Source organism: Nocardioides koreensis (genome assembly GCF_039531775.1).
GTDB classification, from domain to species: Bacteria; Actinomycetota; Actinomycetes; order Propionibacteriales; family Nocardioidaceae; genus Nocardioides; species Nocardioides koreensis.
The window spans coordinates 159,538-171,792 of record NZ_BAAAQR010000002.1 but is presented as its reverse complement, the minus strand read 5'-3'; the positions used below and the strand labels follow the sequence as shown (position 1 = coordinate 171,792).

The following is a 12,255-nucleotide window of genomic DNA, read 5'->3' as shown; positions in this document are numbered from 1 at the left end:
CGCTAGGGTCGGGGAACCTGATGTCTGGAGTTGAGATGCCCTTCCTGCTGCGCGTGGAGCTGCCCGACGTGCCCGGTTCGCTGGGTCGCGTGGCGAGCGCGATCGGTGAGGCCGGCGGCGACATCGAGGCGATCGAGATCGTGGAGAAGCGGCACGAGGAGGAGACCGCCGTCGACGACGTGCTCCTCGAGGTCACCCCGGGGACGATGCCCGACTCCATCGTCTCGGCGTGCAACGTCCTCGACGGGGTCCGGGTGATCTGGATCAGCCGGTACGCCGCGGGCGGCAACCTCTTCCTGGACCTCGAGGCAGTGGAGGAGCTGACCGCCAACCCGGCCGACGCGCTGGACCGGCTGATCGACCTGCTGCCGGTCACCTTCCGGGCCGAGTGGGCCGCCCGGGTCAACGACACCGCCGGCACCGTCCACGCCACCGACGCAGCTCCGGACGACCTGGAGTTCACCTCGATCGGGAAGGCCGCGCGGCTGGAGACCCCCGACGACAACGTGCACGTCGGCGCCCGGCTGAACAAGCACGAGATCGTGGTCATCGGCCGCCGCGGCGGCCCGGAGTTCCTCGACTCCGAGGTCGCCCGTCTGGGGCACCTGGTCGGGCTCGCGATGTCGATCTCCCGCGCGGGCTGACCGGGGGACGTTTGCGCCGGCGCCGCCGGGGACATGATCCCGGGCGGGGAGCGGGGGTTGCCACGGAACGCCGAAACCCAGGGAGCATGGCATGTCGCAAGACCTCGACAGGACCTCGACGGACACGGCCGTCGTCTCGGACCCACAGCCGGCCACCGACGCGGGTCCGGACCACCACGGTTACGACGACGAGGACTTCCTCCCGCGGCGCGGCCGGGGTCGGGGGCGCGAGGCCCGTGGCGCGATGCCCTCCGACGGCGAGGCGGCCGCCCGGAAGAAGTTCGGTGGGGTCAACTGGGGCGCCTCGTTCTTCGGCTGGCTGGTCGCCGTCGCGGTCGCTGCCCTCCTGACCGGCGCCGCCGGTGCCGCCGCGGCCGTTCTGGGCGCGACCGCCCAGATCCGCTCGGACGCCGAGGCGGGGTCCGGCACCGCCGGTCTCGTCACCGCGGGCGTGCTCCTGGTGGTGCTGCTGCTCGGTTACTACTGCGGCGGCTACGTCGCGGGCCGGATGTCGCGGTTCGACGGCAGCCGACAGGGCCTCGGCGTGTGGGTCGTCAACCTGCTCGCCGCCGCCGTGGCCGTGGGGCTGGGCCTGGTCCTCGGCGGTCCGGCCGACCTCCGCGACCGGATGGACCTGTCGGGCTTCCCGTTCTCGACCGACCAGGTCGCCTGGCAGATCCTGGTCGGCGCCGGTCTGCTCGTCTTGGCCGGCACCCTGCTGGCGGCCGTGCTCGGCGGCTCCGTCGGCCACCGCTACCACCGCCGCGTGGACCGCGTCGTCCACGACTGACAGGGGATCAGCAACCGACGTCGGTGATGTCTCCGCTGCTGCGCCGGCCGGCGTCGGTGTGCAGCGAGTACGCCGAGCAGTAGTAGAAGCTGAGCAGCCGGTTGCGCCTGAGCTCGACCGGCCGCCACGTCTGGTCGCCGACCGGCTCGAGGTAGCGGAACGACGTGTCCAGCAGGTCGGGGTCGCGGTGCTTGAGGTAGCGGTCGAGCCAGCGCTGCACGTAGACGCTGGTGAGGTCCTGGCTGTAGCGGCTCGCGGGGAGCACCAGCGGGATGTCGGTGTACTCCAGGTGCGTGGAGGCGCGCGGGACGACCAGCATCGAGTCGACCCCGGCCCGGTGCCACGCGTCGAAGCCGGTACGCCGCTCCCGCCTCGGGTCGGGCCCGTCCGGGGAGGGCTGCGGCGCGAGCGAGCTGCCGCCGGACAGGAACCACGGCGTGACCGTGAAGCCGTACTCCGACTGCACCGCGAGCGCCGGCACGGTCGGCTCGTTGCCGGTGCCGTCCAGCGGTCCGGCGGAGCCTGGCCCGGTGAGCTTGTCGAGGGCGACCACGGCCTCCACCCGGTCGTCGGTGCCCTGCACCTTCGAGACGGCCGCCGCGCCCATCGAGTGCCCGATGATCGCGATCCGGGTGGTCCGGCCGGGGGTGACGGTGCGGTGGTCGGGTGAGCGGTCGAAGAGCCGCCAGTAGGGGTTGTACGCCGTCACGTCGGCGCCGCCAGCTGCCTTGTTGCGGTAGGGGTGGTCGGGCGTCGAGGTGAAGAAGCCCAGCGCGTTGCGGGTGCCGGCCACGAAGTTCGACAGCTGCTGCGACGGGACGCCCGGGCAGCCGGACATCTCGCCGTCCCCGGGCGCGGCGAACGGGTTGCAGAACGGCAGCGCGTCGGTGTCCGCGGGCGAGTCCTGGTGCGGGAAGGTCTCGCTGGTGCCCTGCCCCTGCACGTCGTAGGTCAGCACCACGTAGCCGCGCTCGGCGAGGTCCTGGGCGAGCCACTCGTACATGCCCTCTGAGCCCTGCACCGAGCCCTCGGTGATGACGACCCCGGGGAACGGTGCGCGCAGCACCCGCCCGGTGTAGGGGTCGACCGCCCCGGGTCGTGGCCGGTAGACGTGGCCGCGCAGCAGCGCGCCGTACCTGTTCGTGAACGCCACCGGCTGCGTCCGCCCGCGCGTGCGCTCCCAGCCGGCCCGCAGCGGGTTGCCGACGTTCCATCCCGGGAAGAGGTTGCCCGGCGTGATCGCGGGCCGGGTCGGCGAGGCCGCCTGGGCCAGCAGCTGGTCGACGCTCGTCTGCGTGGCGGCCCGCGCCAGGGCGGGGAGGTACGCCGGGTTCTGCAGCTGGCCCTCGGTCACGCGGCCGTAGGCGTCGGCGACGTTCCGCGCGTCCCGGGTCGTGTACGCCGGGTCGTCGGGCTGCGGCTCGTCCGCGGTCGCGGTGCCGGGCAGGAGCGCCCCCGCGACCAGGGCGAGCGTGGTGGCGGTGGTGCCGGGGAGTCGCCTGCGCATGCGGGTCCAACGAGCGACCCACCCGGAGGCGACGTGCGGCTACTCGGCGGGCTCGAGCACGAAGACCGGGATCTCGCGGTCGGTGATCGCCTGGTACTCGTCGTAGTGGGGCCACACCGCGTTGGCCCGCTTCCACCACAGGGCGCGTTCCTCGCCCTCCACGCGGCGTGCGACATAGGCCCGCGGCTCGGGCCCGTCCTGCAGGGTCAGGCGGGGGTGCGTCACGAAGTTGTGGAACCACGCGGGGTGGACGGGGTCGCCGCCGTTGGAGGCGATGGCGGCGTAGACGCCGTCGTGCTCGACGCGCATCACCGGGTTCTTGCGAAGCTTGCCGGACCTGGCACCGCGCGAGGTGATCACCACGATGGGCACCCCCCGCAACGTGTTGGCCTCGGCGCCGCCGCTCGCCTCGTAGCGCTCCACCTGCTCGCGCACCCAGTCGGTGGGGCTGGGCACGTACTCCTTGTCGAGTGTCATGCGTCACACAACGGCGAAGGGCACGTGGACATTCCGGGGTCGCCGGTGGTCGAGTCCACTCCCGCGTCCGGCGAGGCACCGGTGAACGAGCGACGGGTCGGCGTTCATTACGGTGAGCCCATGAGCGCGATCGACGGGGTGTCGGAGATCTTCGACGCCGACGCCTGGGACGTGGTGCCCGGCTTCGAGGACCTGACCGACCTGACCTACCACCGGGCGCGGGCGCACGGCACGGTCCGGATCGCCTTCGACCGGCCCGAGGTGCTCAACGCGTTCCGGCCGCACACCGTCGACGAGCTGCTGCGGGTGCTGGAGCACGCGCGCACCTCGGCCGCCGTCGGCTGCGTGCTGCTGACCGGCAACGGCCCCGGCGCGACGCACGGCAAGTGGGCCTTCTGCAGCGGCGGCGACCAGCGGATCCGGGGCCGCTCGGGCTACCAGTACGAGCCGGGCACCGAGGGCGGCGTGCGCGACGAGCGGACCCCCGCCGACGCGGCGCGCCTGGGCCGGCTGCACATCCTGGAGTGCCAGCGGCTGATTCGGTTCATGCCCAAGGTCGTGATCTGCCTGGTCAACGGCTGGGCGGCCGGCGGCGGGCACAGCCTGCACGTCGTCTGTGACCTGACGCTGGCCAGCCGGGAGCACGCGCGCTTCAAGCAGACCGACGCCGACGTCGGCTCCTTCGACGGCGGCTTCGGGTCGGCGTACCTCGCCCGCCAGGTGGGCCAGAAGTTCGCCCGCGAGATCTTCTTCCTCGGCGACGAGTACTCCGCCGAGGACATGCACCGGATGGGCGCGGTCAACAAGGTGGTGCCGCACGCCGACCTCGAGCGCGAGGCGCTGGAGTGGGGCCGCAAGATCAACGGGAAGTCCCCGACCGCGCAGCGGATGCTGAAGTACTCCTTCAACCTGATCGACGACGGCCTGGTCGGCCAGCAGCTCTTCGCGGGCGAGACCACCCGGCTGGCCTACATGACCGACGAGGCGGTCGAGGGCCGCGACCAGTTCCTCGAGAAGCGTGAGCCCGACTGGTCGCCCTTCCCGTGGTACTACTGACCGTCGTCAGCCGCTTCTCGGAGGAGTACAGATGAAGTCCGTCCTGGCCCTGGCCGTGTGTGCGCTGGCGGTGTCCTGCAGTGCCGGCTCCACGCCGACCGTCAGCCGGTCCACCCTGGAGAAGACCGTCTACGACCGGATGACCGACTACGCCGGCCAGGAGCCGGACAAGGTCGAGTGCCCGGGTGGCCTGGAGGGCGAGGAGGGCAAGACCCAGCGCTGCATCCTGTACGCCGGTTCCGACAAGCTCGGCGTGACGGTGACCGTCACCTCCGTGGACGGGACCGACGTCAACTTCGACATCGAGGCCGACGACGAGGTCATGCAGTGACCGCTGCGGACACCCGGCGAGCCTTCCTCGAGGGGGTGCAGCAGGCCGCGAGCGGGACGCCGTACGTCGTGACCGCGACCGACGCCGGCTTCGACGTGGCGCTCGACATCGCGGACGCGCAGTGGTTCGGGCTGTTCGACAAGGCCGGGCTGAGCAAGGTCTACGTCCACCACGTGGCGGTCTCGGACGAGGGGACCTACACGGTCACCGACGACTCGCGCACCGTGGAGTGGGTCGCGGGGGTGCCGCGGGCCTCGGCGTCGGCCGAGCGCGTCTACGGCCGGGTCAAGGAGTTCGGCGTCCAGAAGGTGTGGGCCCTCGACGAGCACGGCCGCTTCGGCCCCGTGGTCGACTTCCGCTTCAACTCCGAGGAGGGGCGCGACCTGGTCAAGGGCGTCGCCCAGCAGCTCGGGCTGAAGGAGAAGCGTGGCGCCGCCGAGCGCACCGGGCTGATCTTCGCCCTGGTGGCCGGCGTCGGCGCGGTCGTCACGCTGGTGGTGCTGCTGGTCGGGGCGCTGCTCGGCAAGTTCTGACCGATCAGGCCGGAGCCTCGTCGTCCGGGACCACCCGCACCGTGCGCATGAAGTCCTGGAACTCCGGCCCGTAGGTCTCGAACTGCCGGTAGGTGCAGGTGAAGGTGTAGATCACCACGACCCGCTTGCCCGGGTCGTGGACGTCGACCAGGCCGGTCACGGCCTGGGCCTGCCTGAGGTCGTAGCTGCGCCCGTTCATCGAGATCGTGGCCCCGATGAGCTGGGTGATGCCGGGCGCGTGCTCGGACCCCATCTCGCGGCGCTTGAGGAGCTCGACCTCGGTCGCCTGGGACCGCGCGAGCACCAGCGACTCGTCGGCGATCTGGGCCAGCGTGGCCGAGTCGTTGCGCCAGTCGCCGCTGATGGTGATCGTCGGCTCGTAGTCCTCGCCGGTGCCGTGGCGCACGGCGAGGAAGGCCGCGTTCGTCACGCCGCGGGACTCCGGCGACACCGCCTCCCAGTCGGCGCCGGGGAGCTCGAACCGGATCGGCACGGGCAGGGTGGAGGTCATCGATGGGCCGTCCTCGTCGTGGTCGGTCGCGTGGTCAGGGGCGAGGTGCTCAATCGAGGAGGCTCCCGATCCCGTCGACGATGTCGCCCCCGGTCTCCCACATCTCCGGGAAGTCCAGGGTGATCTCGCCGCCGACCTTGCCGCCGAGGCCCCAGGCGATGCCGCCGGAGCCGCCGACGGTCAGCGTGCCGTCCTGGAAGCCGTAGTCGAGGTCGCCGGCGATCCCGGCCCCCGCCCAGCCCTCGGCGGTCACCGAGCCGCCCGCGCCACCGAGGTCGCCCTCGGCGGTACCGCTGATCTTGCCACCGGCGAACAGCTCGCCGCCGGCGTGCGCCCCGGTGTTGTCGACGACCAGGTGCCCCTTGCCGTCGGCGCCGACCAGGAAGTCACCCTTGAGGGCGGCCTCGGCGTAGCCGTACTCGCCGTGGACCTGGCCCTCGCCGCCGAGGACCGTGATGGTGCCGTCGGCGTTGATCCGGACCCCGTCGCCGTCGATGGTCGCCTCGGCCGAGCCGTCGGCACCGAGCAGGGTGATGCTGCCGTCGGCGTTCATCCTGACGGGACCGAGGTAGTCCTCCCACTCGCCACTGGCCTTGTAGACCCACGCGGCCCCTTCGGCGCTGCCGAGCGTGAGCTTGAAGTCGTCGCTGTGCTTGTCGGAGTAGCGGCCGTCGCGACCGTCGGACGGGTCCTTGCCGAAGACCTTGTCCCAGCCGCCCCAGGTGAACTCCGGACCCTCGACCTTCCCGTCGGCGCCCCACCAGTCCGACGTGCCCTTGGTCCTCGACCCCTCGAGCCCGCCGAGCGCGCGCACCGCCGCCTCCGCGGCGTCCTCGAGGTCCTGGCGTGCCTCGTCGAGGATCTCCTGGGCCTCCTTCCGCAGGCTCACGCCGGGGTCGACGAACGGCCCCGGTGGCGCGGGCCGCATCTGGGGCACGACCGTCCCGAACGGCGACTGCGAAACGGTCGGCGCGCAGATGCTGTCGTTGTACGCCGCCACGGCGGCGTTGTAGTCGTGGACCGCCTTCGCGGTCGCTGCCTCACCGGCGGCGTACTTGTCGATGGCGTCCTGGGCCTTGCCCTGGGCGGCGCCCAGCGCGGCGGCGTACGTCCTCAGCGCGCCCGCGGCCGTGTCCAGCAGGCTCGTGTAGGTGGTCCACTTCTTCTTCTCGTCCTCGAAGTTGGCCTCCCACGCGGGCTGGCCGAGGCCGCCGGTCCAGCCGGGGATCCGCACCGCGGCGACCTCGGCGTAGATGCCCGAGATCCGGGTCGACTCGTCGGAGAGCGCCGTGGCGTTGGCGTCGACGTGCGCCCGGTTGCCCGGCACCAGCTTCGTGGGGTCGGTGGTCTCCCCGAGCTGCTGCGAGGCGGGGGCGGTCACGGCGTACCGTCGAGGAACGGCGACTGCAGCGGCCGGCGGAAGAGCAGCCCGACGCCCTCGTCAGTGGACTCGTACTGGGTGGCGGTGTACTCGAGCGAGTCGCCGAGCACCTCGGCGCCGGACCGCAGGGCCGTGCCGGCCTTGTCGCACTGCTCGCCGACCGCCCGGAACCACTCGGCGAGCTCGACGTGGCCGAAGGACTCGGCCGTGACGTTGCTGGTCTCGAAGTCGTAGCCGGCGAGTGGCCCGGTGACGCTGCGCAGCGTGCGCGCGGCGGCCCGGAGCTCCTCGACGAGGACGTCGTAGGACATGGTGTCTCCCCCGTACGGTGACTGCCGCCGGCGTCCCGGCCGGTGGCTGCCCCCGTTCTACCCCACCCGGTGTGGCGCCAACCAGCGGAACACGGCCGACGCCCGGCCGTCGCCCGCTGACCGTCCGCCACGGGCGCCGGGCCGGCTTGGCATGATCGGGGGTGTGCCGTCGCCCGGGCCCAGGAGCGCCGGCCGCCCGGCTCCGGAGGAGATCCCATGAAGACGCTGGTGAGCTTCGACCACGAGGTCGTCAGCTGAGCGCCGAACGCCCCACCCGCTGGCAGGAGATCGCACGCCGCGGGGCGGGACCGGACTACGCACGCACCTACGCCGAGCGCTTCCGCGCGATGGCCGCCCGGGGCGAGGACATCCACGGCGAGGCCGCCTTCGTGACCGGGCTGGTCGACCCGCCCGCCCGGGTGCTCGACGCCGGCTGCGGGACCGGCCGGATCGCCGTACGCCTCGACGAGCTCGGGTACGCCGTGGTCGGCGCCGACGTGGACGAGGCGATGCTCGAGGTGGCGCGGGCCGAGGCTCCCGGCCTGGACTGGCGGCAGGCCGACCTGGCGTCCTTCGAGCTGGGCGAGCGCTTCGACGTGGTGCTGCTCGCGGGCAACATCGTGCCGCTGCTCGAGCCCGGCACCCTGGCCGCGGTGGCGGGTCGGCTCGCCGCGCACGTCGCCCCGGGCGGGGCCGTGGTGTGCGGCTTCGGGCTGGACGCCGCGCACCTGCCGCCCGGGTGCCCGGTCACCCCGCTGGCGGAGCTCGAGCGGGCGATGACCGCCGCCGGGCTCGCGCTCCGGGACCGGTACGCCGGGTGGGACGGCGCGCCGTACGACGCGTCGGGCGGGTACGTGGTCTCCGTGCACGCCCCGGCCTGACCGGCGCCTAATCTTGAACCCGATGAAGATCGTGGTCCTCACCGGCGCCGGGATCTCCGCCGAGAGCGGGGTGCCGACGTTCCGTGACGCCGACGGGCTGTGGGAGGGCCACCGGGTCGAGGACGTCGCGACCCCGGAGGCGTACGACGCCCAGCCGGCGGTCGTGCACCGCTTCTACGACGCCCGCCGGGCCGCACTCGCCGCCGTTGAGCCGAACCCCGCCCACCACGCGCTGGCGCGGCTGGAGGAGCACGTCGGCGACGACCTGCTGGTGGTCACCCAGAACATCGACGACCTGCACGAGCGGGCCGGCTCGGCGCGGGTGCTGCACATGCACGGGGAGCTGCTCTCCGCGCTGTGCCGCGCGTGCACGGACCGGGTCCGCTGGGCCGGCGACCTCGGCGAGTTCCCCGCCTGCCCGTCCTGCGGGGTGAGCGCGCTGCGCCCGGACGTGGTGTGGTTCGGCGAGATCCCCTACGGCATGGGCGACATCCAGGACGCGCTCGCGGAGGCCGACCTGTTCGTCTCGATCGGCACCTCGGGCGCGGTCTACCCGGCCGCCGGCTTCGTGCAGTACGCCCTCGGCCACGGCGCCCGCACCCTCGAGCTCAACCTGCAGCCCAGCGAGGTGAGCCTGCTCTTCCACGAGTCCCGCCAGGGGCTCGCCGGCGAGCTGGTCCCGGCCTGGGTGGAGGAGCTCCTCGGGAGGTAGTCCGTCACGTTCTGGTTGTGGATGTCGCGTCGAACACAACCAGAACGTGACGGACTATCGCGGCGCAGCCCGGCCGGCAGAGGCAGCGAGCCGCTCGCGGACCATGGCTTCGAGCCGCGGCCAGTCGTCGGCCAGGCCGAGCCGGGGGGCGTAGTTGCGCAGCGTGTCGACGAACATCTCGCCGCTCTCGATGATCCTCGGGTCCATGTGGCCGAACACCTCGAGCGCGACCACGCCGTACAGCTGGGTCCAGCCCTGCATGTAGGCCCAGACCAGGCCGCGGTCCTCCAGCGCGACCTTCTCCACCTTGGCGGGGATGACCGGGTCGGTGACGGCCTCGCGGACCACGGGCGGCAGCTCGTCGAGCGCCGGGACCGGGAAGCGATTCTGCAGCCAGACCTCGCGCATCTGGTCGGTGAACAGGTGGCCGGAGCTGGACAGCGTGATCAGCTCGCGGCGCACGCAGGCGGCGTCGGCGATCGGGTTGGCGAAGACCAGGCTGAACTCGCGCGGGTTCGCCAGCGCCCAGTGCCGGAACGTCGTCACCGAGACGAGCAGCCGGCCGGCAGCGTCGTCCGGGGGCAGGGCGTCGGCCGCCGCGGCGAACGTCTCGGTGGCCGCCCGGTCGATCTCGTAGGCCACCAGGTCGACCAGGTCCTGGTAGCTCGCGACGTAGCGGTAGAGCGCCGGGGCGGTCACGCCCATCCGGGTCGCCACCGCGCGCAGCGACAGCTCCGCGCCCTCGGCGAGGAGCTCACGCGAGGCGCGCACGATCTCGGCGTACGTCGCCTCCCGCTGCCGCTCGCGTCGCGTGCTGGTCTCGGTCACCTGGCCTCCCGGAGCGCTTGACGCCGGAAGTTTACACCGTTTACGGTTAACAGCGTTCACTTTCCTGATGCATGTTCACCCAAGGGTCTCGGGAGATCGTGAGGGGTCGCGATGATCGATCGATGGGGAGCCTTCGTGGCCCGGCGGTCGCTGGCGGTGCTGCTCGCCGGACTGGCCCTGACGCTGGCCGCGGCGGCCTACGGCAGCGGGGTCTTCGACTCGCTGTCCCAGGGTGGCTTCGACGACCCCGCCTCGGAGTCCGCGCGGGAGCTCGCCGCCGAGCAGGACACCTTCGGCAACAAGTCGGCCGACGTCGTCGCGATCTACTCCAGCGACGAGCTGACCGCAGGCGACCCCGCGTTCCGCCGGCACGTCGAGGACGTCGTCGCGAGCATCCCCGGCGGCACCGCCGCCGCGGTGGTGCCCTACTACGCCGACGCGCGGTCCGGCGGGTCGGCGGGCATGGTGTCCGAGGACGGGCACGCCGCGCAGGTGGTCATCTCGCTGGCGGGCACCACGCAGGACGACTTCCTCACCAACTACGACGAGCTCTCCCCGAGCCTGGAGGCCGACGGGCTGCAGACCGACCTCGCGGGGCCGTTCGCCGTCTACAACGACGTCAACGAGATCACCTCCGAGGACCTGGCGCGCGCCGAGACGATCTCGATGCCGGTGGTGGTCGTGCTGGCCCTGCTCATCTTCGGCAGCCTGGTGGCCGCCTTCATGCCGGCCCTCGTGGGGCTGATCGCGATGCTGGGTGCGCTGGCCGTGGTAAGGCTGCTGGCGCTGTTCACCGACGTGTCGGTCTTCTCGGTCAACGTGATCTCGCTGCTGGGCATCGGCCTGGCCATCGACTACGCGCTCTTCGTGGTCAGCCGCTTCCGCGAGGAGCTCGCGCAGCTCACCGACGACGTCCCGGACGCGTCCGCGCTCGCCGTACGACGCACGATGGTGACGGCCGGACGGACGGTGCTGTTCTCCGGGCTGACCGTCGCGGCCGCGCTGTCGAGCCTGCTGATCTTCCCGCAGGCCTTCCTGCGGAGCATGGGGTACGGCGGGATCGCCGCCGTGCTGATCGCGATGCTGGCCGCGCTCACGGTGCTGCCGGCGACGCTGAAGCTGCTGGGCCGCCGGGTGGACGCGGGCCGGCTCCCGTGGCGGCGACACCGCCCGGTGTCCGGCGCCGACGACCACGGTCGCTGGGCGCGGCTGGCCCGCGGGGTGATGCGGCGGCCGGTCACGGTGATCGTGGTGACCGTGGTGGCCCTGCTCGTCGTCGCCTCGCCGTTCCTGGGCGCCCGCTGGGGGAGCGTGGACTACCGGGTGCTGCCGCACGACGCCCCGGCCCACACCGCGGCCGACAGGCTCGTCGACGACTTCGGGGCGGAGACGTCCAGCGCCAGCCTGCTGCTGCGGGGCGCCTCGCAGGACGACGTCGCGGCGTACACCCGCGAGGTCCGGCAGGTCGGCGGCGTCCTCGACGTCCAGCCCGTCGACCAGCAGGGGGACGTGACCCTGCTGCGAGCCACCTGGGCGGGCAACAGCCAGACCGAGGCGTCCCAGGACGTCGTCCGGGAGCTGCGCGACATCGACCCGGCCGGCGGAAGCGCGCTGGTCGGCGGCCAGACCGCCAACACCGTCGACCTGGTCTCCTCGGTCGGGTCGCACCTGGTGTGGATGGGCCTGATCGTGGTGGTGGTCATGCTCGGGCTGCTGTTCCTCGCGTTCGGCTCGGTGGTGCTGCCGGTCAAGGCCGTCGTCATGAACCTGATCTCGATCACCGCGTCCTTCGGCGTGGTCACCTGGATCTTCTCCGACGGCCACCTCGCCGACCTGATCGGCTTCACCCCGCAGGGCTACCTCGACGCGACCAACCCGATCCTGATGCTGGCGATCCTGTTCGGACTCTCCATGGACTACGAGGTCTTCCTGCTCTCGCGGGTCCGCGAGCAGTGGGACCTCACCGGTGACAACGACGAGGCCGTGGTCGCCGGCGTGCAGAAGACCGGCCGGATCATCACCAGCGCGGCGCTGCTGCTCGGTGTCGTGATCGGGGCGTTCGCACTCTCGGGCATCGTGTTCATGAAGATGCTCGGCATCGGCATGCTGGTCGCCCTGATCGTCGACGCCACCATCGTGCGGGCCCTGCTGGTGCCGGCGACGATGAAGCTGCTGGGCCGCTGGAACTGGTGGGCGCCCGGCCCGATGCGGCGCTGGTGGGAGCGCTACGGCTTCCGCGAGGGTGCGGCCGAGGCCCCGGCGCCGACTCCCGAACCCTCGCGGACCTGAGGAG

At 72.4% G+C, this 12,255-nt stretch carries 14 protein-coding genes; 8 read left to right on the top strand and 6 right to left on the bottom strand.

The features are described from left to right. Window positions 1-20 precede the first annotated feature (20 nt). Entirely contained in the window at window positions 21-644 is a 624-nt protein-coding gene (locus ABD268_RS04870) for an ACT domain-containing protein (protein ID WP_344148431.1), read from the top strand. A 91-nt stretch (window positions 645-735) separates the two neighbouring features. Continuing rightward, window positions 736-1,434 carry a hypothetical protein gene (locus ABD268_RS04865; protein WP_344148428.1) on the top strand — a complete coding sequence of 233 codons (699 nt, stop codon included), beginning with the start codon at window positions 736-738 and terminating at the stop codon, window positions 1,432-1,434. A gap of 7 nt (window positions 1,435-1,441) precedes the next feature. Here ABD268_RS04865 and ABD268_RS04860 read toward each other — a convergent pair whose 3' ends face one another. After that, window positions 1,442-2,941: an alpha/beta hydrolase family protein gene (locus ABD268_RS04860; protein WP_344148425.1), complete on the bottom strand. Its 1,500-nt coding sequence runs from the start codon at window positions 2,939-2,941 to the stop codon at window positions 1,442-1,444. Window positions 2,942-2,980: 39 nt separating this feature from the next. Further along, window positions 2,981-3,418, bottom strand: a complete 438-nt coding sequence (locus tag ABD268_RS04855; protein ID WP_344148422.1) for a nitroreductase family deazaflavin-dependent oxidoreductase — start codon at window positions 3,416-3,418, stop codon at window positions 2,981-2,983. A gap of 120 nt (window positions 3,419-3,538) precedes the next feature. On the opposite strand from ABD268_RS04855, the gene ABD268_RS04850 reads away from it, so the two are divergent. The 3 genes from ABD268_RS04850 to ABD268_RS04840 are packed head-to-tail and all read left to right on the top strand — an operon-like array spanning window position 3,539 to window position 5,338. Then, on the top strand, window positions 3,539-4,474 hold the full coding sequence (locus ABD268_RS04850; protein WP_344148419.1) for a 1,4-dihydroxy-2-naphthoyl-CoA synthase: 936 nt from the start codon (window positions 3,539-3,541) through the stop codon (window positions 4,472-4,474). A 31-nt stretch (window positions 4,475-4,505) separates the two neighbouring features. Next, complete coding sequence (locus tag ABD268_RS04845) at window positions 4,506-4,805, top strand: DUF4333 domain-containing protein (RefSeq protein ID WP_344148416.1); 300 nt, start codon at window positions 4,506-4,508, stop codon at window positions 4,803-4,805. Continuing rightward, a complete protein-coding gene (locus ABD268_RS04840; RefSeq protein WP_344148413.1) occupies window positions 4,802-5,338 on the top strand; it encodes a hypothetical protein in 537 nt (178 codons plus the stop codon). Before ABD268_RS04845 ends, ABD268_RS04840 begins: the two co-directional genes overlap by 4 nt. A 4-nt stretch (window positions 5,339-5,342) precedes the next feature. Here ABD268_RS04840 and ABD268_RS04835 read toward each other — a convergent pair whose 3' ends face one another. Genes ABD268_RS04835 through ABD268_RS04825 form a run of 3 tightly spaced genes read right to left on the bottom strand, consistent with a single transcriptional unit; the run spans window position 5,343 to window position 7,541 of the window. Then, window positions 5,343-5,849, bottom strand: coding sequence for a hypothetical protein (locus ABD268_RS04835; RefSeq protein ID WP_344148410.1), 507 nt, complete (start codon window positions 5,847-5,849; stop codon window positions 5,343-5,345). A gap of 49 nt (window positions 5,850-5,898) precedes the next feature. After that, window positions 5,899-7,230 carry a putative T7SS-secreted protein gene (locus tag ABD268_RS04830; protein WP_344148407.1) on the bottom strand — a complete coding sequence of 444 codons (1,332 nt, stop codon included), beginning with the start codon at window positions 7,228-7,230 and terminating at the stop codon, window positions 5,899-5,901. Then, on the bottom strand, window positions 7,227-7,541 hold the full coding sequence (locus ABD268_RS04825) for a hypothetical protein (protein ID WP_344148404.1): 315 nt from the start codon (window positions 7,539-7,541) through the stop codon (window positions 7,227-7,229). Before ABD268_RS04825 ends, ABD268_RS04830 begins: the two co-directional genes overlap by 4 nt. Window positions 7,542-7,888: 347 nt before the next feature. Here ABD268_RS04825 and ABD268_RS04820 point away from each other — a divergent pair, with 347 nt between their 5' ends. Then, window positions 7,889-8,422: a class I SAM-dependent methyltransferase gene (locus ABD268_RS04820; protein ID WP_344148403.1), complete on the top strand. Its 534-nt coding sequence runs from the start codon at window positions 7,889-7,891 to the stop codon at window positions 8,420-8,422. 22 nt (window positions 8,423-8,444) lie between these two features. After that, window positions 8,445-9,134 (top strand): NAD-dependent deacylase, encoded by a 690-nt coding sequence (locus tag ABD268_RS04815; RefSeq protein ID WP_344148401.1) that lies wholly within the window; start codon window positions 8,445-8,447, stop codon window positions 9,132-9,134. A gap of 54 nt (window positions 9,135-9,188) precedes the next feature. On the opposite strand, the gene ABD268_RS04810 is transcribed toward ABD268_RS04815, so the two are convergent. Then, window positions 9,189-9,962, bottom strand: a complete 774-nt coding sequence (locus tag ABD268_RS04810) for a TetR/AcrR family transcriptional regulator (protein ID WP_344148399.1) — start codon at window positions 9,960-9,962, stop codon at window positions 9,189-9,191. A gap of 111 nt (window positions 9,963-10,073) precedes the next feature. Between ABD268_RS04810 and ABD268_RS04805 the strand changes: the two genes are divergently transcribed. Continuing rightward, window positions 10,074-12,251 carry an MMPL family transporter gene (locus tag ABD268_RS04805; protein ID WP_344148396.1) on the top strand — a complete coding sequence of 726 codons (2,178 nt, stop codon included), beginning with the start codon at window positions 10,074-10,076 and terminating at the stop codon, window positions 12,249-12,251. The last annotated feature ends 4 nt before the right edge of the window (window positions 12,252-12,255 follow it).

Excerpts from the sequence above, each read along its gene's own strand:
- ABD268_RS04870 (WP_344148431.1), top strand. The coding sequence starts at position 21 with ATGTCTGGAGTTGAGATGCCCTTCCTGCTGCGCGTGGAGCTGCCCGAC.
- ABD268_RS04865 (WP_344148428.1), top strand. The coding sequence starts at position 736 with ATGTCGCAAGACCTCGACAGGACCTCGACGGACACGGCCGTCGTCTCG.
- ABD268_RS04860 (WP_344148425.1), bottom strand. The coding sequence starts at position 2,941 with ATGCGCAGGCGACTCCCCGGCACCACCGCCACCACGCTCGCCCTGGTC.
- ABD268_RS04855 (WP_344148422.1), bottom strand. The coding sequence starts at position 3,418 with ATGACACTCGACAAGGAGTACGTGCCCAGCCCCACCGACTGGGTGCGC.
- ABD268_RS04850 (WP_344148419.1), top strand. The coding sequence starts at position 3,539 with ATGAGCGCGATCGACGGGGTGTCGGAGATCTTCGACGCCGACGCCTGG.
- ABD268_RS04845 (WP_344148416.1), top strand. The coding sequence starts at position 4,506 with ATGAAGTCCGTCCTGGCCCTGGCCGTGTGTGCGCTGGCGGTGTCCTGC.
- ABD268_RS04835 (WP_344148410.1), bottom strand. The coding sequence starts at position 5,849 with ATGACCTCCACCCTGCCCGTGCCGATCCGGTTCGAGCTCCCCGGCGCC.
- ABD268_RS04825 (WP_344148404.1), bottom strand. The coding sequence starts at position 7,541 with ATGTCCTACGACGTCCTCGTCGAGGAGCTCCGGGCCGCCGCGCGCACG.
- ABD268_RS04820 (WP_344148403.1), top strand. The coding sequence starts at position 7,889 with ATGGCCGCCCGGGGCGAGGACATCCACGGCGAGGCCGCCTTCGTGACC.
- ABD268_RS04815 (WP_344148401.1), top strand. The coding sequence starts at position 8,445 with ATGAAGATCGTGGTCCTCACCGGCGCCGGGATCTCCGCCGAGAGCGGG.
- ABD268_RS04805 (WP_344148396.1), top strand. The coding sequence starts at position 10,074 with ATGATCGATCGATGGGGAGCCTTCGTGGCCCGGCGGTCGCTGGCGGTG.